Consider the following 24552-nt stretch of genomic DNA (forward strand, 5'->3'; position numbering starts at 1 on the left):
GCGCGAGAGCTATTCGCAAACTCTTTGGGGCGCGCGGTACTAAGAAGATTGCTCAAACAGCCAAGAGGAAGCAGTCATGCTCGCCTATTTCGTCGTTTCACAGAGTTCGGGCAACATCATCCGGGTCACCAGGCGCGACGTCAGGCCGACGGATTCCGCAACCGTCATCTACCTCGAGGCGGCGCCCAGCGAGCTCGCTCGCTACGAGTCCGCACAAGCGCGCGGTCAGGGCCTGATCAACATCGCCGATACCTCGAGCAGCGACGCTGTTCATCCTAGGAGCGCCTGACGCCAATGCATCGTCCGTAGGCGACGCGAGGCGTATAGTGACGGGTCAATCCGACCGTACCGCCGAAGGGAAGCCATGCCCGAAGACTCCATGCCGCAGCAGAATAGTTTGTTGGCTGCTCTACCTGGCGAAGTCCAGCAACGGCTCTCTTCGCACCTAGAGCTCGTCCATCTGCCGCTGGGCCAGGTGCTCTATGAATCTGGCGAGTTGGTACGCAACGTGTACTTCCCCACCGACGCTATCGTTTCGCTGCTCAATGTGATGGAAAACGGCGCCTCTGCGGAAATCGCGGTGGTGGGTAATGAAGGTTTGGTTGGGATTTCGCTGTTCATGGGCGGCGAGAGCACACCCAGTCGTGCCGTAGTGCAGAGCGATGGCTATGCGTATCGTCTGCAAGGTCAGCGCCTGACCGAAGAATTCGACCTGCATGGCGACATGCTGGTACTGATGCTGCGATATACCCAGGCCCTGATCACCCAGATGTCGCAGACCGCTGTTTGCAACCGCCACCATTCGATAGACCAGCAGCTGTGTCGCTGGCTGTTGTTGTCTCTAGATCGGCTGCCTGGTGATCAACTGAACATGACCCAGGAATTGATCGCCAACATGCTTGGCGTGCGTCGCGAAGGCGTTACCGAGGCAGCGGGCAAACTGCAACGCCAAGGCGTGATCGAATACAGCCGCGGGCACATCACCGTGCTTGACCGCACCCGACTCGAACAACTGAGTTGCGAATGCTATGCCGTGGTGAAAAAGGAAACCGATCGTTTGCTGTCGTATCTACCGACACGCAACTGACGCGCGGGCTGCTCTTGAAAGGTGGATGAAGGGCAACATACCGTAGGCAAAAGGCTCATGGAGCATCCAGCCTGGCTTTTCCGAGCCCGTGTCAATGCATTCAGCATTCTATAGAGAGTGTTGCCAGCCGGCATTAACCTGCAGTTGAGCGCTGTTGACGAAGGAAGTCGGGCATATCCATAGCCTCCAGCGGCTTGCTAAAGAAAAATCCTTGAGCCTGATCGCATCCGCTATTTATAAAAAACTCTGCCTCAGCAGAGGTTTCTATACCTTCCGCTATCACCGTCAAACCAAGGCTTTTCGCCATCGAAAGCATGGCACCGACCACCGCCACTCTTCCGCTATCCAATTCGATATCGTGAACAAACGATCTGTCTATTTTTAAAAAATCAAAGGTCATACGGGTCAAGTATGAAAAGCTCGAATAGCCGGTACCAAAATCATCGAGCGCAAGCAAAACACCGGCTTCTTTTAGCAGCTCCAACCTCACCACGCATTTAGTCAAGTCCTTTATGAACACCGTTTCAGTCACTTCCAATTGCAACAGACCAGGATCTAACTTGCAGTCACTCAACACCGTGGAGACATAGTCGGCATAGGCGTCGTCCTCCAACTCTAATGCCGACACATTGACAGCAATTTTGATATCTCCCAAACCAAGAGATCTCCACTGCCCTATTTGCGTACAGGCTTCCTTTATGGCCCATCGACCTAGCGCTATCACCAGTCTCGTCGTCTCCGCCACAGGAATAAAGCGAGTCGGCGCAACCTCTCCTAGAGATTTATTGGTCCATCGCATCAACGCCTCGACACCGACTACCGCACCGCTTGAAAGATCAATCTTAGGCTGATAAACAAGCCTGATCTCATCAAGATCGATACACCGCCGAAGGCCCTCTTCGATTTTCTGCTGTTCTTGTACCTGCGCGCCTATCTCATCACTAAAGAAGGTATAACCGTTTCGGCCATTCTGTTTTGTCCGATACATAGCCGTATCAGCCTGGGCAATAAGCGCATCTATATCGGTATGCTCTCGCAGAGAGAATCCTATCCCCAGGCTGATCGTGATATGGATGTCATGGCCATCTATCAGATGAGGTTCATTGCAGCTGGACATTATTTTTTGCGCAACCCGCTCGGTTGCCTCACGACTTTTAAGCCCTGCGAGCAACACTAAAAACTCGTCTCCTCCCTGTCTACTTACCGTATCCTCTTCCCGCACACAAGCCAACAAGCGAGCGGCAACGGAAATCAAAAGTTTATCGCCCACGGAGTGTCCGAAGGAATCGTTAATCCCCTTGAAATTATCTAGATCCAGAAAGAATATCGCGACGCTTGACTGATTTCTGACGCCGGATCGTAAGGATTGCGCGGCCCTGTCGCGGAACAAAAGGCGATTGGGGAGATGGGTCAACTGATCGTGCTCCGCCAGATACGTCATCTTGGCTTTCATGGCTCGCTCCATCGAGACATCGTGGAAAACGATAACCGCCCCTGTTACAGCGCCTGTTTCATCGATCATCGGCGCGGTGGAGTCCTCGATGTCTATGGCTCCACCGTTACGCCTCAGCAGGACAGCGCCTGCACATAATCCTGTAGGTGCGCGCTTGCTCAGCGCCAGCTCCACCGGATGAGGGATATCGCCGAATGCCCCATCGAGCGTGACTTTCATAACATCGCCAACCGGTTTTCCTTTTGCCAACTCTTTCGGCCAGCCAGTCAGCTTCTCAGCAGCGGGGTTTATGTATTCAATCGTTCCGGCGCTGTCGGTACCTATCACTCCATCACTGATGGAGTCCAGGGTGATCTGTGCCCTGGACAGAGCGCTACTGCGCACGCGATAGCCTTCAGACTTGATCCAGACGTCTTGTAAGGCTTGCACCAAGACGCTGGGATGGGAAACCTCGTCGCTTATGTAGAGATATGCGCCTTGTTTGAGGGCAAAATCTACTCGTGCTCGCAGGGACTCAGCGCCTACCACCACAACAGGAATGGGAGGATTGTTGTTAGCGGCAGCATTTAAGAGGCCGAGGATTTTAGTAGGCTTCAGGATGCGCCTTGTCATCACTAGGACGATGACATCGGTTAATCCTCCGGCATTAAGTGCAGCCAACGCGAAACTAATGTCAGGAAAATGCGAAACACTGAATACAGTCGACGTCGAACCAATACTCTTTGCAAACTTAGCGGCTCGTGCCTTCGTGGAAACGACCATCAGATTAACGTCCATCACACCTCTGACCGGCAAGCAGGTTTCAGTGCAGCTATCACAGGTGGCATCAGGCGCTCACCTGAGGCTGCCGTTCTACACCCCTCTGTAAAATAATCATTCCACAATCAACATCTACTCAGAACGCTTGAAAGACTCGTAACCACGGAAAACCGCAGAAAGGGGCATCACGTCCTAGGGAGATAGGCACGTGAAGCATTCAAAAGGGCCGCTCACCAAAAATCAAAAACAAGAGTGGCTAACAACACAAGCAGGACAACGCCGATCAGCAGAAAATACAATACACCCTCTACAGCAGCTGACTCATTTGGCATGCCACCTCCCAAAAACCATACGCGCGCATTAAGCACAGTAATAATTCAAAACACCGAAGCTCAACAAGCACTGCCCTCGGATCAAGCATTCAAAACTCAGGACCACCACAATGCAGGACAGTGGACGCTCCCAGCAAAGGACATAGTTAAAAATCAGGAAATCCCAAGCAATACCATTGGCCAACATGACGTTGGGGAGACTTACTTTTTAAAGCGTTTATCAGCGAAAACTCAAGAAAACGTATGCATAAGAGCCTCCTGTCCCTAGGACCCAATATCCAAATGCCGTACCTTTACGCGTCATCTTTAACTGTTTATCTGCTTTTTCAGTCAGAAGCGAATTGCCACCATGTTTCGTATCTAATGCCTTTTGCAGAGCAGGAGCCCCAGGTTTACCAAAGGTGCTTCCCTTCGCCCATGCCACCACCGTGCCCTAGGCGCTGGAAAATGGGTATCGACAATAATTTCAGTTTGTCACCGCCACGCCTGTGTTACCCAGCCTGCCCATAGTTGATGCCTGTGACCTCTACCTGCGCGCGACGCTCACATCATTTGGTAACTGTTTTATAAGGACAGAAATGGAGACAATAGGCTACGCATATTTCCGTTCACTCAGTGACGCAAGCGGCAAACTGGGTTGCGGCATCTGGGGACGAGACCTCGATCGCTTTTAGCTAGATCATCCGACGCTGGTCATTGCGACAGGCAGCAGAATATTAGCTACATACTGCGAGGCTATTCGGTGAATAGTCGATCGCGGGACAAGGCCTGGCTGGCGCGTCAATCATCTGCAGTAGTCTTGGACTCGACGAATCGGCGCTATCCTGGTCAGGCTCAGAAGATCCGCCGGCTTTGAGATAAAAAGATTCCATGCAGCATATCGTAATCGCCTTGTGCACTTACCAACACCCCAGGCGGAGATCCATTCACGAGATGATGAATGTAGCCGAGATGACCAGCAAGGCAGTGAAACCCATTATTATGGATAACAACTGATAGGATTGACGTGTAACCAGTAATACCAGAGCCATCTCGTTCGGCCGCAAATCAGGGAACCAACTTTTCGTTCTTGTCAGCTGCTATCGAGCGATCTGACAGATCCCGCTGGCGCTGCTTTGCCATTTTTTCCAAACGCAGCGCTGCATTCCTGGCTTGTGTCTCTTCCAGCGTTGGGGGCAGATCTTCCCGTTTCGCTCCGGCATCTATCCGGGTGTTAGATTCATTGGACATCTGTATTCTCCTATAAGCGGGATTCGCCCTAGATCAGAAGGGTCGCAACGCCCGCCGTTCAGTGGCCACTATCACCATCGGTCTAAAGCGGGCTTCGATGGGTGACTGAACGCCCGCCGCCCACAGGCTCCCACCGGCGCGCGAGGGAACCTGGGAAAGAGCCGGGCGCTGCTGAGGCAATCAAGGGGCTACACCGGATGCGGTACTCCTGTAGATCAGCTGCCTGCATCGGGCGCCCTCGCCAGGGCTGCTCACGTCCCGGTCACACCATCAGTTGGGCCCAGCACGCCATGAAGGCCGCAAAGGCAATGCCACCGATCACAGGTAAAAGGATCCAGAACGGGTTGGTCTGGCGCTTACGAAATCGCAGCGACTTGGACAGCTCAGCTTCGACCTTCACCCTGGCAGCATCGAGGCGACGGCGCGATTCAGCGCGGGCTTGTGCTTGGGAATTCATGCACGACTCCTTTGACGACAGCGGCTTCCGCAGTCTCGTTGCAGAACGGGAGCAGGGTGATAGCAACGGGAGCAGGATTGCCGATCACTCCCAAGATTCAACGCCAACACCGGCGTCAGTCCTGGTGATCTCCGGGTAGGTACTCGGCGGCGTAGGCACCTTACGGTCCCCAGCGAAATGCCCAGCTTTAGCCTGCCTGCGTCGGTCCCCATGAGATAACTAGTAGTCTACTCGGCGTTTGCTAGCGAACGATCGAGCTCAGGGCATCCTGTTCCGACTGGCGGCGACCTACCATCCAAGCGCCTGCGATAGCGCGCGGCCTACACCAGGCGCAGACCGGCCAATTCCACGGTTTCGGCACTGAACGCGGTCGGATGGCGATTGACGATAGTTTCGAAGACACTCCGCAGCACCGCATCGGACTCAAAATCGGTGCGACACCTGAGCAGACCAGCGTGAGAGACGCTACGCTGCACTGCGGCGATGAGTCCGCCGAAGCAGAGGCTCTTGATGATGTTGTGCGGTAAGCGCCCCGAGCGCCGCAACGTCGTTACCGCCTCGGCGAGGACCTCGAGAATTTCCTCCTCCGCGGCCGAGAACGGCCCTGCACCAAGCCGGCCCTTTTTCACCAAGTAGCGGCGGGCCAGAGTGAACGCATGATGATCCAACTCAGCCTGGACCTTTGTAGTCATAACGCCACGCGCTTTCAGGCTGCTTTCCAGTGCGATGAGATAATCCCAGTTGAGAGACTGAGAGATCTGTGCGACGACACGATCCATGGTGACTGTCCCTGCAAGAGCTGCCTTCAATGGCAGTCTGATAGCACCTGATAGGCATCGTTCCCGACCGTCCGTCTCAGCACACGAGACCATCATAACCTAGCGTGTACTGACTTATCGCTCATCGGGACTAAAGCGGACGGACCTACGCCGTAGTAATGCTCGTGAACCGCCGTCTCAGAGTACGTAAGGACGAAGCTTAAAGATAAATTATAGAAAATCATGAAATGAAGCTATGTCTAGCTAATGCTCGGTTGCCGAAAACTATTCACGAGCGATTAGCTGTAATGCTAGAGCTTAAGCGCGAGTACGCAAAGCATGCTATGTAACACTTATAGAAAATCGTGTTAACTTAAAACACATTGTGAGAGACGTTCCGGAGTTGGGGTTGGACACGCTGATCAGGCCAGCGATCCAGCGCACCAGACTAAACTCAACCTATCGGAGTCCACTGCTGGCCGGCAATACCGTCCACAAAAAAAACGCCAGAAAATTATTTTATCCTTGCTCTGGCCGTTTACAGCTAGAAAAGCTATAACGGCAGCCACCGAATAATCTTGAGGAGATCACAGTGCCCCTGATTCAGGAATACCGCCAGATAGAAGTCGCTATTTTAGAATTGAAGCAGCGCTTGGAGCAGCTAAACAACGACGAGCGTCTTAAGAAAGAGCTCAGGTTCGAAAAGGAACTGCGCGCTCTGCTAGGCGAACACAAAAAGTCGCTTCGTGACGTCATCGCCATTCTCGACACCGAAGCCGGTACCACCAATAGCGTTGCTCGCAAGAGCAAATCTACGCTGGCAGCAAAGCAGCGCCGGTCCCGCCAGTTGAAACGCTACAAGCATCCCGAATCCGGTGAGGTCATCGAAACCAAGGGCGGCAACCACAAGATCCTAAAAGCCTGGAAAGCTGAGCACGGCTCCGACGTGGTCGAAGGCTGGCTTCAAGGCGAATAATTTTGCCGGTCTCGATGAAGCAGCGATTCATACCGAAGTAGAACCGCTGCGCTATCAGTACCTTCGCAGTCGCCGCGAGGAAAAGCTCTAAGGCATCAGTAGCTGCCGCTTCGCTTCTGCTGCCGTTCTAGTGCATTTAACCGTATTCATCTTGCAATGAGCGGTAGCCTCTGGCCGTTTCCGCCTCGGCGGCCGGATGATGGGTCGGATAACTCCGTCCCATGGTATGGCCCATGCTTGTACTCCCTTACTGAGGAGAACAAGCCATGAAAGCGATAGCAGTCGTTAGCCACGAGCCTTGGAACAAGGGAAAGCTCGTTGGTCAGAAAGCCCCGCTCCGGATTAGGGACATCTGGGCTATCCGCGTCAGACTCCAGCTTGCGCAGAAAACCAGGGACTTGGCTCTTTTTGACCTGGCGATCGATAGCAAGCTGCGCGCCTGCGACCTCACCAGACTGCGCGTGCGGGACATAGCCCACGGGGAGCACGTCTCACCGAGAGCTATCGTGATGCAGCTAAAAACTCATCGTCCGGTGCAATTTGAGATCACAGAGCAGACACGCTCAGCGGTGGAGGCTTGGATACGCCATGCAAAGCTTCGAAGCGAGAACTTCCTGTTCCCAAGTAGGCTTGCCCACTCCGAGCATATTTCCACCCGACAGTACGCACGGATCGTCAAAGCCTGGGTGACAGCGATTGGTTTGGATCCAGCCTTGTACGGAACCCATACCCTGCGGCGAACCAAGGCTTCGCTGATCTACCGCAGGACAAAGAACCTCAGGGCCGTACAGCTCTTACTGGGCCATACGAAGCTGGAAAGCACTGTCAGGTACCTTGGCATCGAGGTAGACGACGCTCTGGAGATGGCCGAACAGACGGAGGTATAGCCGCATGACCTAGCGACGGCTGCGGGGCCGTCGCTATCCGGCCAATAGCAGTCCTTCATCACTGGATTAAAATCGGTCGAAAGCGGACAGGTAGGAAAAAAGCTAACAGTGAAGAAGTTCGCCTATCGTGTAATAAAACCCACAGCCCATAGACAGACTTATTTAAGTCAACGAACCCAATACAGCCTGGCAATAAGTGGAGTGTGTCGGAAAATATATCTGCGCCATAGACTTGCCAGAATATGCCGCCATCCAGGCATATGCGGGTAATCTCCAGCTCGCCGTTAGCGCTTCAATGTTAGATGACCGCTAGTATAGCTCAGGCTTTGATAATTACTGTATCTGCATCTAGTGGAAGATGTGAGCCTTTAACCCGCAATTCATTGATGGCGTAAAGTATTGTCAGGTTCAGGGCCTCTGCGCTTCGCATGGTTCGAGGGGTGATGAATCTGAAGACACTGGCGTAAATTTCAATATCCAACAGCGTCAAAAGCATGCCACTATTCCTATACTCAATAAAATGCTTTATAGGTGGGTCTAACGCAGACAGCGCCTGTCGGAGGTCGTCCATTTCGATTTCCGCTCATCTAACCAAAGGCTATAATGAGAAGACACCTGGTAAGATAGACTGTTATCCACCGCTCATCAGATGAGCGAAAACGTGATATTGCCATAGATACTATCTCTCATGAATGGTTATCGTAGCGATTTTCACTATAGGAGCGTGGCATGAAAGAGCTGGATAGAAAGCACGGAATAGAGCTGCTCGAGCGGTACTCAGCGGAACAAGACGCCATTAATCAGCTACTACGTCAAATTTATGAATGTCATGGAACAGCTGATACCGAAGCTCTTCGCAATATGCTGGGTCTATGCATTGTCGAAATTCAAGAACGACAAGAGACCGTTTTAAAGGCGTTTCGCTTTCTATTGGAATCTGACGCAAGACCTCAAGAGACCTAGCGAGACGGTAGTCGCGACCTAAAATGCGAAGTGCATCGCTTAATTTTGGGATTTTCTCATTATCGTTTCGCTTGCGCAAATTTAACACGGCGAGGAGCTAACTCGGCAGACTTTGCGAGCTAAGGCATGATATTCAAAGTAAAGCATCTTGCTACTGGCACGTAAAAACCTCCTTATGGTGCTGGTATGCCGGCAACTACCAATGGAATTGAAAAATGAGCGAAGCAAGAAAATTGTACGTTGGCACCAGAGAAGTCGAACATCTCACCCGGCAAAAAATCAGCATCGAATAACTGAAATTATCAGCTGATAGGGCCGTTTTAGAAATCCTGTTCCAGCGTTACGCGGAGAATCTCGAAAAAGTCCGCATACTTGAGCTTGACTTGAATAGGCTTAAGGTCATTCACTGAGGTTTGAATAGCCGGTTCTCTAGCGAAAATCTTGGTTCAAGCAGAGGTAGCCCCGAAACACTGCAGCGATCAAGGATGTCATTCTCGGCGTGGCCGTTAGTTACACCGGCATTGACGCGGGAGAAGAACTTGCAGAGTTGGTTAAGATCCCAGGCCAAACCAATGCCGCCGGCCGTGCCCCATCTAACCAGATTTTCACCGCCCCAGTCAGATGGATCCATTTTTTACTTTAGAAAAGAAAAAGCCCGGCGCAATGGCTGGGCTTTGTTTGGTTTGCAATTAAGCTAGCGAGGCGCTGGCTCTTGGTCGTCGATATCGCCCGTCACCGGATCTTCCGGAGCGTCCAAATCGGAATCAGGCTGATTTGCTGGGTCGGCCTGGTCAGGGTCCAAGGGTTCAACCGCATCAGGCTCAGTAGCCTGCGCGAAACGAGAACCCGCGATAGCCGCGTCAATCCCGAATAGCGATCTCACTATCATGGCCGGCGCAATCGGCGAACTGAAGCGTTGGAAGACTCTGGACGTAGTGATCATTTACCACCTCACATTGAGGCCGAAAATGGCCTCATAAGCTTGGAAGTGGAAAACACACGCTCGTTCAGTGGCCACTATTACCGACGGTCCCTATTGTTAGGGATTCACTTTCTCGTTCCTATCGGCCGCCTTCGAGCGGTCGGAAAGCGCTTGTTGACGGAGCTTTGCAATTTTGGTTAAGCGGATCTGAGCGTTCCGTGCCTGAGTCTCTTCAAGCGTAGGCGGAAGGTCTTCCGGGGCTGCTCCTGCATCAATTCTTGGTCTTCGAATATCTGACATCGTTGTCTCCCATGTTTACGATATATGCTCTGCATGGGAAGGGGTAATCGGTGCACAGTTCAGTGGCCACCATTACCGGTTGTCTGAAGACAAAGGCAAAAGTTCGGTGAAAATCCGATCCGCTTACGCTTGACCGAAACGTACCCTCCTTTGCCAAGCTAGGTAAGTCGCACGTGGAGGTAAAAATGAGTCATCAAGTAAATAAATTCAGTCTTACCTCCTACGTGGAGGCGTTCTTCCCATCAAACTTCGAGGTGATGCTCGAACGAAGCGAGACCAATCCTGACGATAGGATCCTCACCGTCTGCGACGTAATAACTGACAGGACCACGAGCTATGAAGGTCCGTTGCTCGCAATTCTGGACATCTGTTCGATGGGCGCGATCGCGGCCGACCTCTGCAACGAGCTCTGCGGTCACGCCGCGACGCGCCGTGTGGAGATCAGCAAGCTAAGGAAATGGTCGTAAGGGATATGATCGTAGGCAGGCGTCAGCCACTCGTCATCTAGGCCACCGCGATTTTTTCGGCCCTCACCTGCAGGCAGGTGATCTGCCAACTGCCGGCCTAGCCGAAGAACAGCACCCGTATAACCTGCTTCTGGTCGTTTACCGCCCTCGCCGAAGGTCAGCTACGGGTCGACCGCCAACGGCAGCTTTGGGTCGATAGCAGGCCTTCGAGCTGTTCACACTATTAAAGGCAATCCCTAAACTCCTAAACTGTTCACGGAAAATTCTGCAGGCAGTCTCAGCTATTACAACCAGATCCTAGGGCCGTCGCGTGAATTGCCACTAACAGTCGCCGCAATTTCGAAAATCTAGGTTCTGTACGAAAAATCGCCGAGCGAAGGTCAAGCGAAGCCTTTTTCAACGAAGCATCACCAAGCACAGGCATTTTTCGTACAGAGCCTAAAGCCGCCAATTGAGGCCCTCGCCGGCTGGTAGTCGCACCTGTTTCGGAAACTGGCAAGAGGATCAGGCCTTTACGGCCAGAGCCAGGATGGTGGCGACCAGCGCCTGGGTGCGCGGAACCAGGGTGTCGAGCACCAGGAATTCGGCATCGGTATGCACCTTGCCACCGACCGGGCCCAGGCCACAGAGGGTGGGCACACCCAGGCTTGCGGTAAAGCCGGAATCGGCGCAACCACCGGTGAACTCCCCCTCCACGCTGAAGCCGATTGCCTGCGCCTCGCGCTGGTAGAGCGCCAGCAAGTCACGGCTCAGGTGCTCTTCCATGGGCAGGAACAGGCCGGTGATGGTGACGCTGGCCCGGGTTCCCGGCAGCTCTTCTTCGGCGACGATGGCCTCGATGCGCGCCTGCAGTTCGGGCCAGTCGGCCAGGGCGACGAAGCGCACGTCCAGGCGCGCGGTGGCGCTGGGCGCGACAGTGTTGCTGGAGGTGCCGCCCTCGATGAGGCCGACGTTGGTGGTGATGCCGCGCCCGTAGTCGGTCAGGGCATGCAACTTGATCACCTTGAGCGCCAGGGCCTGGATAGCGCTGGCGCCTTCGGCGTGGTTGACCCCGGAATGAGCCGCCCGCCCGCTGACCTTAATGGTGAGGCTGGCGCCCCCCTTGCGCGCCTTGACCACGTTGCCGCTGACCCGTCCGGGCTCGCAGTTCAGTACCGCCCGGGCCACGCGCGCCGCGGCTTCCAGATGAGGGCGCGCCGTGCCGGAGCCGATCTCTTCGTCACCGGTGTAGAGCACCCGTACCGGGAATGGCAGCTCGCCGGCACGCTTGAGCGCGCGCAAGGCGAAGCAACTCGCCACCAGGCCACCCTTCATGTCCGCGACACCGGGGCCGTAGGCCTGGCGGGCATCCTGGGTGAAGCCGCGGCTGGCCACGGTGCCCGGCGGAAAGACGGTGTCGCGATGGCCCAGCAGCAGCACCGCGGCGCCCGTGGCAGGCCCCACCTGGGCGGCGAGGATGTCACCGAAGTCGGTCACCGGCGTCCGGGCGACCTCGATGCCATCCTCGGCCAGGGCGGCGGTGAGCACGGCACCGACGGCATCCACGCCGGCCTTGTCATAGCTGTTGGAATCGGTATCGACCAGGCGTTGCAGCAGGCGGGTCATCGGCTCGCGCTGGGNGGCGAGCCACTCCAGGGCGGCGGTCTTGGCAAGGGACATCAGCTGCGGCTCCAGCGATCGCCCAGGTCCCAGAACAGCCCGGCCATGAGTTGCAGCCCCTGCCGCACGACCGGGGCCAGGAGATGCTCGTTGGGCGCGTGCTGGGAGCAGGCGGGATAGGAATGGGGTACCCAGAGGGTGGGCAGTTCGAGGATGTCGGCAAAGATGTCATTGGGCAAGCCACCGCCGAAATTGGGCAGCAAGGCGGGCTTTTCACCCAGGGTGTGGGTCAGGGACGTCAGGGCCCAGTCCACCCAGGGATTCTCCGGGTCCAGCCGCGAGGCGTGGAGGATCTCGTCCTTGGCACGGGTGACGCGCACCGCGGCGAAACCCCGCTCGGCCAGGTGCGCCTCGATCAGCGGAATGAAGGTCGTGCAGTCGCAGCCGGCGACGAAGCGGATCTGGCAGTGGGCACGGGCAGTGCCAGGAATGGCATTGACCGGTGCCTCGGGATTGCCGGTGGTGAAGGCCAGCAGTTCGAAGGTGTTCCAGCCGTAGACACGTTCGGCCGGGGTCAGCCCGGGCTCGCCCCAGTGGGGATCGATGGCCGGATCGCCCGGCGCGCCGCCCACCTCGATGTCGGCCAGGGCACGGCGCACCGATGCGGGCAGCTCGGTGGGCTTGAGCCCCGCGACCTGGATCTGGCCCTGGGCATCCACCAGGCTGGCCAGGGCATGGGCGAGGATGATCCCGGGATTGGCCAGCAGCCCGCCCCAGTTGCCGGAGTGATGGCCGCCTTCGCGCAGGTCCAGGTGCAGGTCGAAGTTGAAGGTGCCCCGGGCACCCAGGAACAGCGTGGGCCTGGATGCCGAGACCCGCGGACCGTCGGAGGCGATGAACAGGTCGGCGGTAAGGGCCTGGCGCTGCTCCTGGCAGAAGGTGCGCAGGCCGACCGAGCCAATCTCCTCGCCCATTTCCAGCAGCAACTTGACGTTGTAGCCCAGGCGTCCGCCGCGCGCGGCGATCACCTGCTCCAGCGCCGCCAGGTTGAGCAGGTGCTGGCCCTTGTTGTCGGCGGTACCGCGCCCGTACCAGCGCTCGCCCTGCTCCACCAGCGTCCAGGGCGCGAGGCCTTCGCGCCAGCGGCTGGCATCGCCGCGCACCACGTCGCCGTGGCCATAGCTGAGCAGGGTCGGCAGCATCGGGTCCTCGATCCGCTCGGCGATCAGCAAGGGCCCCTTGCCGGCGACCGGGTTGTCCAGGCGAAGACTGGTGAAGCCGAGACTGGCCACGTAGGGCGCGATGAAGTCATCCAGGTAGCGCTGCAGCTCCGCCTGGCGCTCGGGTTCCTGGCTTTCGGTGGGATGGGCCACGGCGGTGGCGAGCCGGGCACGGAAGGCGCCGCTGTCGAAGTGCGCGGCGGCAAGCTCAAGGGCATGGGTACGGCTGGTCATGACGGACTCCGGGGTCAGGCGGGTTCGGGCAGGTGGCAGCGCTTGCTGCCGCCGGGGATGGTTTCGCGTTCCGGATAGCGCTCGGCACAGGGGCCGAAGCAGCGCGGGCAGCGGGGATGGAAGGCGCAGCCGCTGGGCGGCGAGATGGGATTGGGAAAGCTGCCGCCCAGGCCCAGCGCCGGGAGCCCCAGCGCTGGATCGGGGGTGAGCACCGCGTCCAGCAGCGCTCGGGTATAGGGATGCGCCGGCTGGGCGAACAGCGCCGCCCGCTCCCGCTCCTCGACGATCTTGCCGAGGTACATCACCGCCACCCGGTCGGCCAGGTGTTCCACCACCGCCAGGTTGTGGCTGATGAGCAGATAGGTCAGGCCGAATTCACGCTTGAGTTCCAGCAGCAGGTTGAGGATCTGCGCCTGCACCGAGACGTCCAGCGCCGAAGTGGGTTCGTCGCAGATCAGCACGTCCGGGCGCATCACCAGGGCGCGGGCGATGGCCACCCGCTGGCGCTGGCCGCCACTGAGCTGACCGGGATGGCTGTCGGCCGCGCGGCGCGGCAAGCCCACCACGTCGAGCATCTCCGCGACCCGCCGTTGCTGCTCGGCTGGCGTGCCCAGGCCATGCACCTGGAGCGGCAGCGCCACGATCTGACGCACCGTCTTGCGCGGATTGAGCGACGAATAAGGGTCTTGGAAGATCGGCTGGATGTGCCGGGCCATGCGCTTGCGGTCCACCCCACGCAGGTGCTCGCCACCCACCAGGATGTCGCCGCTGGTGGGCGCCAGCAGCCCCAGCAGCAGTTTGGCCAGGGTACTCTTGCCGCACCCCGACTCCCCCACCAGCCCCAGGGTCTCGCCGCGATAGAGTCGCAGCGAGATGCCATCCACCGCCTTGAGGGTGGCGGGCGGGCGGAACAGGCCGCGACCCAGGGTGAATTCGCGGCGGATGTCGCACAGCTCCAGGGCGATCTCGCGGCTCATCGCACACCTCCGACCCGGCGCAGGGGTTCGCTGGGCAGGGCGAAATGACAACGCGCCAGGTGCGCGCCCTCCTCCAGCAAGGGCACGCTGTCGGCGCAGGCCGCCACCGCCTGCGGGCATCTGTTGCGAAAGGCGCAGCCGTGCTGCTCGCCGACCAGACTGGGTACCAGGCCGGGAATGGCGCCCAGCGGCTGCCCGGGACGGGTCCGACCCGGTACCGGGATGCTCGCCAGCAGGCCACGGGTATAGGGGTGTCGCGGCGCGGCGAAGAGTTCGGCGGCCGGCGCCTGCTCGACGATCTGGCCGGCATACATCACCGCCACCCGGTCGGCGATGCGCGCCACCAGCCCCAGGTCGTGGGTGATGAAGACGATGGCGGTGCCGAATTCCCGCTGCAGGTCGCGCAGCAGGTGCAGGATCTGCGCCTGGATGGTGACGTCCAGCGCCGTGGTGGGTTCGTCGGCGATGATGAGGTCCGGCTCGCAGAGCAGCGCCATGGCGATGACCACCCGCTGGCGCAGTCCGCCGCTGAGCTGGTGCGGATACTGGCGCAGGCGTTCGCCGGCGTTGCTGATGCCGACCTTTTCCAGCATGGCCTCGGCGCGGGCCCAGGCGGCCTTGCGGTCCAGCCTGCGGTGACGCCGCAGCACCTCGGCAAGCTGGTCGCCAATGCTGTAGGCCGGATTGAGGGCGGTCATGGGCTCCTGGAAGATCATCGCCAGGCGATTGCCGCGCAGGTCGCGCATGCCCCTTTCACCCAGGGTCAGCAGGTCGTGCTCGCCCAGCGTCAGGCGCGCCGCCTGGCGCCGGGCCTGGCGCGGCAGGAGGTCCATCAGCGCCAGGGAGGTGAGCGACTTGCCGCAGCCGGATTCGCCCACCAGGCAGAGCATCTCGCCCCGCTCCACCTGCAGGTCCAGGCCGCGCACGGCGTGCAGGGTGTCGTCCCCCAGGGGAATGTCGATGCGCAGGTCTTTAACGTCGAGCAGTGCCATGGTCAGTCCTCCGCTTAGTTGCGCCCGCTGGGCGCGGCCAGATCCCGGATGCCGTCGCCAACCAGGTTGATGGCCAGCACCAGCAGCATCAGGGCGACGCCGGGGATGGCGATCACCCAGGGCGAAAAGAACATGTAGGGCTTGCCTTCGGCGATCATCAGGCCCCAGGACGGCAACGGCGGCTGCACGCCCACGCCGAGAAAGGACAGGGTCGCCTCCAGCAGGATGGCGTGGGCCATCTCCAGGGTGATCACCACGATCAGCGCGCCCAGCAGGTTGGGCAGGATCTCGCCGACGATTACCCGCCAGGGCGAACAGCCCAGGGCCTGGGCAGCGGCGACGTATTCGGCGTCGCGGATCTGCTGCACCGCGGCGCGCACCACCACGGCGAAGCGATCCCACAGCAGGCAGCCGAGCAGGATCACCACCACCTTCAGCGAGCCGCCCACCAGGGAGGCGGCGGCCAGGGCCACCATCACCACCGGCAGGGCCAGGCGGGTGGTCACCAGGTAGCTCACCAGGGCATCGACCTTGCCACCGTAATAGCCGGCGAGCACCCCAAGCAGGGTACCGATGGCGCCGGAAATGAGCGCCGCGGCCAGGCCGATGAACAGCGAGATGCGTGCGCCATAGAGCAGGCGGGACAGGTAGTCGCGGCCGAGCTTGTCGGTGCCCAGCGGATGGGCCCAGGTGCCCTTGGCCATCCATACCGGTGGTTTCATCCGCTGCATCACGTCCTGGGCATAGGGGTCGTGGGGCGCCAGCCAGGGTGCGGCCAGGGCGGCGAACACGATGATGACCAGCAGTACGGCGCCGAGGGCGAAGCCGCGGTGGCCGAACCAGCGGCGCAGCTGGCGACCCAGGGTCGGCCGTGGGGGCAGATAGTCGTCGAGCACGAAGGGATTGGCGACGGTCATGGGGCCTCCTAGCGCACGCGAATGCGCGGGTCGAGCAAGGCGTTGAGCAGATCGGCCAGCAGCGTCAGCACGATGTAGATCAACGCGATCAAGAGGACGATGGCCTGCACCACCGGGAAGTCGTTACGGGCGATGGCGTCCCAGGCCAGCTGGCCGATGCCCTGCAGCGAGAACACCGCCTCGATCACCACCGAGCCGCCCAGCATGAAGCCGAACTCCACCGCGGCCAGGGCCACCACCGGGATCAGCGCATTGCGCAGGGCGTGCTTGAACAGCACCCGTGCCGGACTCAGGCCCTTGGCCCGGGCGGTGCGGATGTAGTCGGCGCCCAGCACGTCGAGCATCCCGGCGCGGGTCAGGCGCATCAGCGAGGGGGTGGCGTAGTAGCCCAGGGCGATCGCCGGCAGGATGAAGTGCTGCCAGCTGGTATTGCCGGAAACCGGCAGCCACTTGAGGGTCACGGCGAAGACGACGATCAGCACCAGGGCGAACCAGAAGCTGGGCATCGCCTGGCCAAAGGTCGCCAGGGTCAGCGCCAGGCGGTCGATCCAGGTGTCGCGCTTGACCGCGGCCAGCACCCCGAGCGGGATGGCGATGAGCAGCGCCACCAGCAGCGCGATGGCGCCCAGGGTCAGGGTGATGGGCAGGCGGCTGGCGATGAGATCCCGCACCGACTCCTGGAAGAAAAACGACTGCCCCAGGTCCAGCCGCAGCAACTGCCCGACCCACTCGACGTACTGGGTCGCCAGGGGTTTATCGAGTCCGTGTTGATGACGCACCACCTCGATCTGTTCGGCGGTGGCTTCGGGGCCGGCGATGGCGGTGGCCAGATCGCCGGATAGGTGCAGCAGAAAGAAACTGATGAGGGAAACGGTAAAGGCCACGGCCAGGGCGATACCCAGGCGGCGCAGGAGGTATGCGGACATGCTCGGCTCCTCGGCGAGAGACGCCCCCGTGCGGGGCGCCGGGACGGATCAGTTCCAGTGGGCCAGGGCGAATCGCGGCAACTCGTCCGGATAGGGCTGGAAGGCCAGGTCCGAGGTGAAGGCATAGTTGATGGAATAGTTGAACACCGGCGCCCAGTAGGCCTGCTCGGCGATCCGCTGCAGCGCCTTGCGGTAGTTCTCTTTGCGCACGGCCGGGTCCATGGCGGTGTCGGCCACCTTGAGCCAGTCGATCACCTGGGGATCCTTGGCCACGTCGTCGGCATTGCCCTTGAAATAGACGCCGGTGGCCGCCGAGGCATCGGCGATGGAGAAGGAGCCCCAGGCGAGAAAGGCCATGGGCACCTTGCCGGCGCGCTGCTGGTCACGCAGCGCGGCGTATTTCAGATAGCGCAGCTTGGCATCGATGCCCACCGCGCGCAGGTCGCCGATCAGCGCCTCGACCACGTCGCGGTCGCGGTAGGCGAAGATCTCGGTGCTGAAACCGTTGGGGTAGCCGGCGGCCTTGAGCAGCGCCTTGGCCTTGGCCGGGTCGTAGGGGTAGCCCGGCACCGCCTTGGCGTCGCAACCGAATTGCTCCGGATAGCAGGCCACCTGCAGCGGCTGGCTGCCGCCCCCCATGAGCTGACTGGCGATGGCTTTGCGGTTGATCGCGTAGTTGACCGCCTGGCGCACCTCGGCTTTGGCAAAGGGCGAATCCGGGCTGGAGGCGCCCTGGGCATCCATGCTGAGGAAGCCGATCCTCATGCTGGCCCCGCTTTCCACCGTGAGATTGGGCGCGGCCTTGAGTTGCTCGGCCTGGTCCGGCGCCACGCGCCAGGCCCAGTCGATGCCGCCGGTCATGAGTTCGGCGAGTCGGGTTTCGGCGTCGGGAATGACGCGGAACTGGATATGGCCGATGCGTGGCTGCCCCTGGGGGCTGTCCTTGAAGTAGTCGGGATTGCGTTCCAGCGTGACGCCCTGGCCGCTGGTGACCGCGACGATGCGATAGGGCCCGGTTCCCACCGGCTTCTGCGCGAAGCCCGCCAGGCCTACTTTCTGGAAATACTTGCCGGGATAGATGGGCAAGGGATTGGCCAGGTATTCCAGCGCGGCTGGAAACGGCTGCTTGAGATGCAGGCGGACCTTGTATTCGCCCAGCTTCTCGGCGCTCTTGATCCAGTTGACGTTCTGCTGGGTGACCACCTTGCCCTCGGGCGAGGCCACGTAGTTGAAGGTGAAGACCACGTCATCGGCGGTGAAGGGATCGCCGTTGTGGAAGGTCACGCCCTGGCGCAGATCGAAGTCGAGGGTCAGCGGATCGACCTGCTGCCAGTGGGTGGCCAGCATCGGCTTGTATTCGCCGGTCTGGGGGTCGCGGTAGATCAGGGTGTCCCAGGCCAGGTGGGCGAGGATGACGCCTTCACGGGCATCGTTGTGATAGGGGCTGACGTTTTCGGGTTCGGTGTCGGAGGCGTAGACCAAGGTGTCGTTGGCCTTGCCGGCGAAGGCCTGGCCCTGGGCCAGGAAGAGGGAAAACGCGATGCCACAAGCGAAACCTTTGAGTCCCATGCCGTCTGTCTCCGGGGCGGTGGTTGGTCAAAGGCAGGTCCGCGAAGCGCGGGGAAGGAGTTCTTGCTGAAGCCTGTTATTGGTCTCTTGACCCGACTCTAGGTCTTGCCATCCCATGCCACAAGCAGAATATTTAGATGCAAGCCATGCCTTTTCGGCAAAGGAGGCTCCATGCAGCCCTATGGAATCCAGTCCACCGCCCTGCGCTATTTCCTCGAGGTGGTGCGTTGCGGCTCGATCAGCGAAGCCTCCCAACGGCTCAATGTCGCGGCCAGTGCCGTGAGTCGCCAGATCGCCAAGCTGGAACGCGAACTGGAGACGCCGCTGCTCGAACGCCGTGCTCGCGGGGTGGTGCCCAGCGCCGCCGGCGAGCGTCTGGCGGTGCATGCGCGAAAAGCGCAGCTGGCCAGCGAACAGGTCGCGGCCGAACTGCGCGGCCTGGCCGACCTGCGCCGCGGTCAGGTGCGCCTGGCCACCACCGAAGGCTTTTCGCTGGACTTCCTGCCCGAGGTGATCGCCGCCTTTCGCCAGGGCTACGCCGGCATCCACTTTTCCCTGGAGGTCTGCGCCCCCGCCGTGGTGACCCGCCGCGTCCAGGAAGGTGATGCCGATCTGGGGCTGACCTTCAGCCTGAGGCCCGAGCCGGATATCCGCGTCGAGGCCACCCTGAGTGGCGCCATCAAGGCGATCGTCGTTCCCGACCACCCGCTCGCTAGCCGCACCGGTCTGGCCCTGGTCGATCTGCAGCCCTATCCCCTGGCGCTGCCGACGCCGGACACGACGATCCGCCAGCTGTTCGACATCTGCTGTGGCGTCCAGGGCCTGTCCTTCGAGCCGGTGCTGGTGAGCAACAACATGCAGGCGCTCTATCGCTTCGCCGCGCTGGGCGCCGGGGTCGGCCTGTTCAGCGAGTTGAGCCTGCGCAGCCGGTTGCGCGAAGGTCAACTGGTGGCCCTGCCCTTGCTGGACGAGGGCCTGGCGGCACGGCGGATCGAGTTGCAGAGCATGGCGGGTCGCGAATTGCCACCGGCGGTCAATGCCTTCCGCCACGCGCTGATCGCGGCGCTGGGGCGCTGAGTCAAAGCGGTGCATCAAGCCACTACGATGCACTGCAACGGGGCGGCGCGGCCGGTAGCGCAGCGCCGTCATGGCAAAAAACCAGCATGGCACGGGGCCTGGAGGCAACTGGCACGCATCTGGCAAAGACCATAGCGTGCAGGAGCACCGGTCAGCCGGTTTGATGCACCACAATCTGCAATGGATGACTAGGGTTCCGACTCGCTCGTGCGGGTGTCTGGTCCGAGAGTCGTCGACCTCTGATGGGGTTACACGGCGGGACAAAAGCCCGGGAGACACAGCGCCAGTCGCGTGCTCCTGTCCCGTCGTCCATCCTATTGGAGGTCCCATGCGCCATCCCCTGCTCGCCTCGCTCGTTCTCGGTTGTTCCCTGCTGCTTGGTGCCACCGCTCAGGCGGCGCCGCGCGACGACTTCAAGGTGTGCTGGACGATTTATGCCGGCTGGATGCCCTGGGGCGAAGCCCAGGCCCAGGGCATCATCGACAAGTGGGCCAAGAAATACGGCATCCACGTCGAGGTCGTGCAGCTCAACGACTACGTCGAATCCATCAATCAATACACCACCGGCCAGTTCGACGGTTGCGCCATGACCAACATGGACGCCCTGACCATTCCGGCCGCGGGCGGCGTGGACAGCACGGCGCTGATCGTCAGCGACTACTCCAACGGCAACGACGGCGTGGTGATGAAGGGCAAGGGCAAGACCCTGGCCGACCTCAAGGGCCAGCAGGTCAACCTCGTGCAATTCTCCGTCTCCCACTACCTGCTGGCGCGGGCGCTGCAGAGCGTGGGGCTGAGCGAAAGGGACCTGACCACAGTCAACACCTCGGATGCCGACATGGTGGCCGCCTTCCAGACGCCTGACGTGCGCAACGTGGTGACCTGGAATCCGCTGCTGGCCGAGGTCAAGGCCCAGCCCGACACCACCGAGGTGTTCGATTCCAGCAAGATTCCCGGCGAAATCCTCGACATGCTGGTGGTGAACACCGCCACGCTCAAGGATAACCCCGCCCTGGGCAAGGCGCTGACCGGTGCCTGGTTCGAGATGATGGCACTGATGCAGGCCCACGATGCCAAGGGCAAGGCCGCCCTGGAGGCCATGGCCAAGGCCTCGGGCACCGATCTCGCCGGCTTCCAGGCGCAGCTGGACAAGACCCGGCTGTTCGCCACGCCCGCCGAGGCCCTGGCCTTCGTCAAGAACCCCGCGCTGCCGACCACCATGCAGCGTATCGCCCACTTCTCCTTCGAACACGGCCTACTGGGCCAGGGCGCGCCCAGCGCCGAGGCCATCGGCATCGCCTATCCGGGCGGCAAGACCAGCGGGGACGCGGGCAATCTCAAGCTGCGCTTCGATCCGACCTTCGTACAGCTGGCCGCCGACGGCAAGCTCTGAGTACCGCCGCGAGGACGACGCCCATGCGCTTCATCAATCGGCATCCCGATCGGGGTGGCCGGCTCCTGCTGGTCCTGCTGCCCTTCGCCCTGCTCGCCCTGCTCTATCTGGTGGGCTCGGCCACCCGGCTGGCGGAGAACCCCAACGACAAGCTGCTGCCCAGCGTGGCGCAGATGGCCGATGCGGTGCAGCGCCTGGCCTTTACCGCCGACGTGCGCACCGGGGGTTATCCGTTCTGGCAGGACACCCTGGCCAGCCTGCAACGCCTGGGGCTGGGCCTGGGGATCGCCGCGCTGATCGCCCTGGTGGTGGGCATCGCCGCGGGCAGCCTGCCCCTAGTCGGCGCGCCGCTGTCGCCACTGGTGACGGTGCTCTCGATGATCCCGCCCCTGGCGATCCTGCCGATTCTCTTCATCGTCTTCGGCCTGGGCGAACTGGCCAAGGTGATGCTGATTGTGGTGGGCGTCACCCCGGTGCTGATCCGTGAGCTCGACCAGCGTGCCCGGGAGTTGCCCCGCGAGCTGCTGATCAAGGCCCAGACCCTGGGCGCCAACAGCTGGACGGTGATCCTGCGCCTGGTGCTGCCGCAACTGCTGCCGCGCCTGCTCATCGCCCTGCGGCTGCAGCTGGGCGCCGCCTGGCTGTTTCTCATCGCGGCCGAGGCCATCGCCGCCACCGATGGCCTGGGCTATCGCATCTTTCTGGTGCGGCGCTACCTGGCCATGGACGTGATCCTGCCCTATGTGGCCTGGATCACCCTGCTGGCCTGGCTGCTGGACGCCGGTCTGCGCCTGCTGACGCGACGCGCCTTTCCCTGGTACGGGGAGGGTCGCTGATGATCGAGGTCCGCAATCTCTGGCAACGCTACGGCGAGCAGGTGGTGCTCGAAGGCCTCAATCTGCAGGTGCGCGAAGGCGAATTCTGCGCCCTGGTCGGTGCCTCCGGCTGCGGCAAGTCCACCTTCCTGCGTCTGCTACTCGGTCAGGAGCGCCCCAGCCGGGGCGAGATCCGCATCGATGGTCAGCCGCTGTCAGCGGAACCTGATCCCGAGCGGGGCGTGGTCTTTCAGCGCTATTCGGTCTTTCCCCACCTGAGCGTGCTGGACAACGTCGCCCTGGGCCTGGAATTGCCCAGGTCCCCGCTGCTCGGCCGGCTGCTGGGTACGGCCAAGCGCCAGGCCCGGGAACAGGCCGCCGCCCTGCTCGAGCGCGTCGGCCTGGGCCAGGCGCTGGGCAAGTACCCGGGGCAGCTGTCCGGCGGCATGCAGCAGCGCCTCGCCATCGCCCAGGCGCTGATCGTCCGGCCGCGCATCCTGCTCCTGGACGAGCCCTTCGGCGCCCTCGACCCCGGCATCCGCAAGGACATGCACGCCCTGCTGCTGGAGCTCTGGCACGAGCGCCCGCTCACGGTGTTCATGGTCACCCATGACCTGCACGAGGGCTTCAGCCTGGCCACCCGGGTGCTGGTGTTCGACAAGGTCCGCCAGGACCCACAAGCCCCCGGTGCCTATGGCGCCCGCATCACCTACGACCTGCCCCTGACCGCCAAGACCCCGCCCGTACATGCGGCCGGGACGCGGCCGGCCCTTATCTGACGAGGTTGCCCATGACTGAAGAACTGCTCTACCAGGAACGCGTCCCCGGCGGCGGTACCGCCTCCTTCATCCTGCGCCGCGGCCAGACCCTGCGCCTGACCGACGTGGAAGGCGGCGCCAATGTCAGCCTGCTGCTGTTCAATGCCGATGACCGCAGCGAGCGGCTGAATCTGCCGGATACCCTCAAGGGCCAGCACACCGCCCGTCTCACCGCCGGACACTGCCTCTATTCCGACATGGGACGGGTGCTGGCGGCCGTGGTGCGCGACACCTGCGGCTGGCACGACAGCTTCGGCGGCGTGGCCAATGCCGCCGAGGTGGCCGAAAAATACGGCGCGGGGCGTTACCAAGAATTGCGCAACGGCTTCCACCGTAACGGCACCGACAACCTGCTGGTGGAGCTGGCCAAGTGGGGCCTGGGGCTGGAAGACCTGCTGATGACCCTGAATTTGTTCAGCCGGGTGGACGTGGATACCGAGGGCGCCTTTGCCTTCGTGCCCGGCAACTCCCGCGCCGGCGATCTGGTCGAGCTGTATGCGCCCATGAACACCCTGGTGGTGCTGACCGCCCTGCAGCATCCGCTGGACCCGGATCCGGTCTATGCACCACGCCCGGTCGATCTCGCCCAGTTGCGCGCCGCGCCCGAGGCGGCCGATCGCTGCCGCACCTCGCGCCCGGAAAACGAGCGCGCCTTCCAGAACACCGCCCGCTACTTCCTCTGAGGCCCCGCCATGAATCTGATCGCCAGCACCAAACGCCCGGAAGATGCCAGCTACCGCGCCGTCCTGCCGGCCGGAGCGCCCTACCTCAAGGAGGTCAAGGCCGGCCAGACCCTGCGCATCCATGACCTGGAAGGCAACCAGGCGGTGGACACCCTCTTCTACGCCGCTGCCAATCCCCAGGAACGCTACGATCCCCAGCGCACCCTGAGGCGCCAGGGCCGGGTCTATCTGTCGACCGGCAGCGTGCTCTATTCCAACCTGGGCAATCCGCTGCTGACCATCGTCGCCGACACCTGTGGCCGCCACGACACCCTGGGCGGCGCCTGCTCCCAGGAGAGCAACACGGTGCGCTACGCCCTGGACCGCCGGCAGATGCACAGCTGCCGCGACAACTTCCTCTGCGCCGGTGGCCATGACGGGCGCCTGGGCAAGCGCGACATCGGCGCCAACATCAACTTCTTCATGAACGTGCCGGTGACCGCGGATGGCGGCCTGACCTTCGCCGATGGCATCTCCGGCGCCGGCAAGTACGTGGAATTGCGCGCCGAGACCGACGTCATCCTGCTGATCTCCAACTGCCCGCAGTTGAACAATCCCTGCAACGGCTGGAATCCCACCCCGGCGGAGGTGCTGCTATGGGACTGACCCGCGTACGCCAGCTCTGGCAGTGGCTGCGGCCGCACCTCTATCGGCTGTGTGAAGTCCGCGCCGGACGCTACGGCTACCGCGGCAAGCGCTAGA

The 24552-nt window shown here is 61.0% G+C and carries 24 protein-coding genes and 1 riboswitch; of the genes, 12 read left to right on the forward strand and 12 right to left on the reverse strand.

Annotated features, from left to right (window positions below; all coding sequences use genetic code 11):
* Window positions 1–76: 76 nt before the first annotated feature.
* Together PSEK12I1_RS0116810 and PSEK12I1_RS0116815 are read left to right on the forward strand one after the other, a co-directional pair.
* Window positions 77–289: a hypothetical protein gene (locus tag PSEK12I1_RS0116810; protein WP_027602309.1), complete on the forward strand. Its 213-nt coding sequence runs from the start codon at window positions 77–79 to the stop codon at window positions 287–289.
* Between the two features lie 75 nt (window positions 290–364).
* The gene (locus PSEK12I1_RS0116815) at window positions 365–1087 is read left to right on the forward strand and encodes a Crp/Fnr family transcriptional regulator (RefSeq protein WP_027602310.1); all 723 of its coding nucleotides are present in this window, start codon (window positions 365–367) and stop codon (window positions 1085–1087) included.
* Window positions 1088–1220: 133 nt separating this feature from the next.
* On the opposite strand, the gene PSEK12I1_RS23890 is transcribed toward PSEK12I1_RS0116815, so the two are convergent.
* The 4 genes from PSEK12I1_RS23890 to PSEK12I1_RS23895 form a co-directional block, all read right to left on the reverse strand.
* A complete protein-coding gene (locus PSEK12I1_RS23890) occupies window positions 1221–3317 on the reverse strand; it encodes a bifunctional diguanylate cyclase/phosphodiesterase (RefSeq protein WP_081737505.1) in 2097 nt (698 codons plus the stop codon).
* Between the two features lie 1361 nt (window positions 3318–4678).
* Window positions 4679–4861 carry a hypothetical protein gene (locus PSEK12I1_RS24665; protein ID WP_155951381.1) on the reverse strand — a complete coding sequence of 61 codons (183 nt, stop codon included), beginning with the start codon at window positions 4859–4861 and terminating at the stop codon, window positions 4679–4681.
* Between the two features lie 262 nt (window positions 4862–5123).
* A complete protein-coding gene (locus PSEK12I1_RS0116830; RefSeq protein WP_027602311.1) occupies window positions 5124–5318 on the reverse strand; it encodes a hypothetical protein in 195 nt (64 codons plus the stop codon).
* Between the two features lie 320 nt (window positions 5319–5638).
* Window positions 5639–6097, reverse strand: a complete 459-nt coding sequence (locus PSEK12I1_RS23895; RefSeq protein WP_051399133.1) for a hypothetical protein — start codon at window positions 6095–6097, stop codon at window positions 5639–5641.
* A 571-nt stretch (window positions 6098–6668) separates the two neighbouring features.
* Between PSEK12I1_RS23895 and PSEK12I1_RS0116840 the strand changes: the two genes are divergently transcribed.
* Together PSEK12I1_RS0116840 and PSEK12I1_RS0116845 are read left to right on the forward strand one after the other, a co-directional pair.
* Window positions 6669–7052 carry a histone-like nucleoid-structuring protein, MvaT/MvaU family gene (locus PSEK12I1_RS0116840; RefSeq protein ID WP_027602312.1) on the forward strand — a complete coding sequence of 128 codons (384 nt, stop codon included), beginning with the start codon at window positions 6669–6671 and terminating at the stop codon, window positions 7050–7052.
* A 266-nt stretch (window positions 7053–7318) separates the two neighbouring features.
* On the forward strand, window positions 7319–7939 hold the full coding sequence (locus PSEK12I1_RS0116845; RefSeq protein ID WP_027602313.1) for a tyrosine-type recombinase/integrase: 621 nt from the start codon (window positions 7319–7321) through the stop codon (window positions 7937–7939).
* Window positions 7940–8258: 319 nt separating this feature from the next.
* Here the strand turns inward: PSEK12I1_RS0116845 and PSEK12I1_RS24670 are convergent, their stop codons facing one another.
* Window positions 8259–8435, reverse strand: a complete 177-nt coding sequence (locus PSEK12I1_RS24670) for a hypothetical protein (RefSeq protein ID WP_155951382.1) — start codon at window positions 8433–8435, stop codon at window positions 8259–8261.
* Between the two features lie 233 nt (window positions 8436–8668).
* Between PSEK12I1_RS24670 and PSEK12I1_RS24675 the strand changes: the two genes are divergently transcribed.
* Complete coding sequence (locus PSEK12I1_RS24675) at window positions 8669–8902, forward strand: hypothetical protein (RefSeq protein WP_144949569.1); 234 nt, start codon at window positions 8669–8671, stop codon at window positions 8900–8902.
* 1407 nt (window positions 8903–10309) lie between these two features.
* A complete protein-coding gene (locus PSEK12I1_RS0116855) occupies window positions 10310–10591 on the forward strand; it encodes a hypothetical protein (protein WP_027602314.1) in 282 nt (93 codons plus the stop codon).
* A gap of 504 nt (window positions 10592–11095) precedes the next feature.
* On the opposite strand, the gene PSEK12I1_RS0116860 is transcribed toward PSEK12I1_RS0116855, so the two are convergent.
* Genes PSEK12I1_RS0116860 through PSEK12I1_RS0116890 form a run of 7 tightly spaced genes read right to left on the reverse strand, consistent with a single transcriptional unit; the run spans window position 11096 to window position 19025 of the window.
* Window positions 11096–12250, reverse strand: a complete 1155-nt coding sequence (locus PSEK12I1_RS0116860; protein ID WP_027602315.1) for a M20 family metallopeptidase — start codon at window positions 12248–12250, stop codon at window positions 11096–11098.
* On the reverse strand, window positions 12250–13644 hold the full coding sequence (locus PSEK12I1_RS0116865; protein WP_027602316.1) for a M20 family metallopeptidase: 1395 nt from the start codon (window positions 13642–13644) through the stop codon (window positions 12250–12252). The genes PSEK12I1_RS0116860 and PSEK12I1_RS0116865 overlap by 1 nt, the downstream gene beginning before the upstream one ends.
* Window positions 13645–13658: 14 nt before the next feature.
* A complete protein-coding gene (locus tag PSEK12I1_RS0116870) occupies window positions 13659–14621 on the reverse strand; it encodes an ABC transporter ATP-binding protein (protein ID WP_027602317.1) in 963 nt (320 codons plus the stop codon).
* Window positions 14618–15613, reverse strand: coding sequence for an ABC transporter ATP-binding protein (locus PSEK12I1_RS0116875; RefSeq protein WP_027602318.1), 996 nt, complete (start codon window positions 15611–15613; stop codon window positions 14618–14620). The genes PSEK12I1_RS0116870 and PSEK12I1_RS0116875 overlap by 4 nt, the downstream gene beginning before the upstream one ends.
* 14 nt (window positions 15614–15627) lie before the next feature.
* Entirely contained in the window at window positions 15628–16530 is a 903-nt protein-coding gene (locus PSEK12I1_RS0116880; RefSeq protein ID WP_007161746.1) for an ABC transporter permease, read from the reverse strand.
* 8 nt (window positions 16531–16538) lie between these two features.
* Window positions 16539–17456: an ABC transporter permease gene (locus PSEK12I1_RS0116885; protein WP_007161747.1), complete on the reverse strand. Its 918-nt coding sequence runs from the start codon at window positions 17454–17456 to the stop codon at window positions 16539–16541.
* Window positions 17457–17504: 48 nt separating this feature from the next.
* Entirely contained in the window at window positions 17505–19025 is a 1521-nt protein-coding gene (locus PSEK12I1_RS0116890; RefSeq protein ID WP_027602319.1) for an ABC transporter substrate-binding protein, read from the reverse strand.
* Between the two features lie 171 nt (window positions 19026–19196).
* Between PSEK12I1_RS0116890 and PSEK12I1_RS0116895 the strand changes: the two genes are divergently transcribed.
* From PSEK12I1_RS0116895 to PSEK12I1_RS0116920, 6 genes are all read left to right on the forward strand, one after another.
* The gene (locus PSEK12I1_RS0116895; protein ID WP_027599337.1) at window positions 19197–20102 is read left to right on the forward strand and encodes a LysR family transcriptional regulator; all 906 of its coding nucleotides are present in this window, start codon (window positions 19197–19199) and stop codon (window positions 20100–20102) included.
* A 177-nt stretch (window positions 20103–20279) separates the two neighbouring features.
* A riboswitch (guanidine-I (ykkC/yxkD leader) is annotated at window positions 20280–20379 on the forward strand.
* A 51-nt stretch (window positions 20380–20430) separates the two neighbouring features.
* Window positions 20431–21495: a putative urea ABC transporter substrate-binding protein gene (locus PSEK12I1_RS0116900; RefSeq protein WP_051399134.1), complete on the forward strand. Its 1065-nt coding sequence runs from the start codon at window positions 20431–20433 to the stop codon at window positions 21493–21495.
* A gap of 23 nt (window positions 21496–21518) precedes the next feature.
* Complete coding sequence (locus PSEK12I1_RS0116905; protein ID WP_027599335.1) at window positions 21519–22331, forward strand: ABC transporter permease; 813 nt, start codon at window positions 21519–21521, stop codon at window positions 22329–22331.
* Window positions 22331–23089, forward strand: coding sequence for an ABC transporter ATP-binding protein (locus PSEK12I1_RS0116910; protein WP_027602321.1), 759 nt, complete (start codon window positions 22331–22333; stop codon window positions 23087–23089). The genes PSEK12I1_RS0116905 and PSEK12I1_RS0116910 overlap by 1 nt, the downstream gene beginning before the upstream one ends.
* A gap of 11 nt (window positions 23090–23100) precedes the next feature.
* Window positions 23101–23811, forward strand: coding sequence for an urea amidolyase associated protein UAAP1 (locus tag PSEK12I1_RS0116915; protein WP_027602322.1), 711 nt, complete (start codon window positions 23101–23103; stop codon window positions 23809–23811).
* Window positions 23812–23820: 9 nt separating this feature from the next.
* Complete coding sequence (locus PSEK12I1_RS0116920; protein WP_027599332.1) at window positions 23821–24456, forward strand: urea amidolyase associated protein UAAP2; 636 nt, start codon at window positions 23821–23823, stop codon at window positions 24454–24456.
* Window positions 24457–24552 lie beyond the last annotated feature (96 nt).

It is taken from the genome of Pseudomonas sp. MOIL14HWK12:I1 (genome assembly GCF_000510705.1).
Taxonomy (GTDB): Bacteria; Pseudomonadota; Gammaproteobacteria; order Pseudomonadales; family Pseudomonadaceae; genus Chryseomonas; species Chryseomonas oryzihabitans.

What these genes read in the sequence shown, in the direction of transcription:
- PSEK12I1_RS0116810 (WP_027602309.1), top strand. Translation starts at nt 77, where the DNA reads ATGCTCGCCTATTTCGTCGTTTCACAGAGTTCGGGCAACATCATCCGG.
- PSEK12I1_RS0116815 (WP_027602310.1), top strand. Translation starts at nt 365, where the DNA reads ATGCCCGAAGACTCCATGCCGCAGCAGAATAGTTTGTTGGCTGCTCTA.
- PSEK12I1_RS23890 (WP_081737505.1), bottom strand. Translation starts at nt 3,317, where the DNA reads ATGGACGTTAATCTGATGGTCGTTTCCACGAAGGCACGAGCCGCTAAG.
- PSEK12I1_RS24665 (WP_155951381.1), bottom strand. Translation starts at nt 4,861, where the DNA reads ATGTCCAATGAATCTAACACCCGGATAGATGCCGGAGCGAAACGGGAA.
- PSEK12I1_RS0116830 (WP_027602311.1), bottom strand. Translation starts at nt 5,318, where the DNA reads ATGAATTCCCAAGCACAAGCCCGCGCTGAATCGCGCCGTCGCCTCGAT.
- PSEK12I1_RS23895 (WP_051399133.1), bottom strand. Translation starts at nt 6,097, where the DNA reads ATGGATCGTGTCGTCGCACAGATCTCTCAGTCTCTCAACTGGGATTAT.
- PSEK12I1_RS0116845 (WP_027602313.1), top strand. Translation starts at nt 7,319, where the DNA reads ATGAAAGCGATAGCAGTCGTTAGCCACGAGCCTTGGAACAAGGGAAAG.
- PSEK12I1_RS24670 (WP_155951382.1), bottom strand. Translation starts at nt 8,435, where the DNA reads ATGCTTTTGACGCTGTTGGATATTGAAATTTACGCCAGTGTCTTCAGA.
- PSEK12I1_RS24675 (WP_144949569.1), top strand. Translation starts at nt 8,669, where the DNA reads ATGAAAGAGCTGGATAGAAAGCACGGAATAGAGCTGCTCGAGCGGTAC.
- PSEK12I1_RS0116855 (WP_027602314.1), top strand. Translation starts at nt 10,310, where the DNA reads ATGAGTCATCAAGTAAATAAATTCAGTCTTACCTCCTACGTGGAGGCG.
- PSEK12I1_RS0116865 (WP_027602316.1), bottom strand. Translation starts at nt 13,644, where the DNA reads ATGACCAGCCGTACCCATGCCCTTGAGCTTGCCGCCGCGCACTTCGAC.
- PSEK12I1_RS0116870 (WP_027602317.1), bottom strand. Translation starts at nt 14,621, where the DNA reads ATGAGCCGCGAGATCGCCCTGGAGCTGTGCGACATCCGCCGCGAATTC.
- PSEK12I1_RS0116875 (WP_027602318.1), bottom strand. Translation starts at nt 15,613, where the DNA reads ATGGCACTGCTCGACGTTAAAGACCTGCGCATCGACATTCCCCTGGGG.
- PSEK12I1_RS0116880 (WP_007161746.1), bottom strand. Translation starts at nt 16,530, where the DNA reads ATGACCGTCGCCAATCCCTTCGTGCTCGACGACTATCTGCCCCCACGG.
- PSEK12I1_RS0116885 (WP_007161747.1), bottom strand. Translation starts at nt 17,456, where the DNA reads ATGTCCGCATACCTCCTGCGCCGCCTGGGTATCGCCCTGGCCGTGGCC.
- PSEK12I1_RS0116890 (WP_027602319.1), bottom strand. Translation starts at nt 19,025, where the DNA reads ATGGGACTCAAAGGTTTCGCTTGTGGCATCGCGTTTTCCCTCTTCCTG.
- PSEK12I1_RS0116895 (WP_027599337.1), top strand. Translation starts at nt 19,197, where the DNA reads ATGCAGCCCTATGGAATCCAGTCCACCGCCCTGCGCTATTTCCTCGAG.
- PSEK12I1_RS0116900 (WP_051399134.1), top strand. Translation starts at nt 20,431, where the DNA reads ATGCGCCATCCCCTGCTCGCCTCGCTCGTTCTCGGTTGTTCCCTGCTG.
- PSEK12I1_RS0116905 (WP_027599335.1), top strand. Translation starts at nt 21,519, where the DNA reads ATGCGCTTCATCAATCGGCATCCCGATCGGGGTGGCCGGCTCCTGCTG.
- PSEK12I1_RS0116910 (WP_027602321.1), top strand. Translation starts at nt 22,331, where the DNA reads ATGATCGAGGTCCGCAATCTCTGGCAACGCTACGGCGAGCAGGTGGTG.
- PSEK12I1_RS0116915 (WP_027602322.1), top strand. Translation starts at nt 23,101, where the DNA reads ATGACTGAAGAACTGCTCTACCAGGAACGCGTCCCCGGCGGCGGTACC.
- PSEK12I1_RS0116920 (WP_027599332.1), top strand. Translation starts at nt 23,821, where the DNA reads ATGAATCTGATCGCCAGCACCAAACGCCCGGAAGATGCCAGCTACCGC.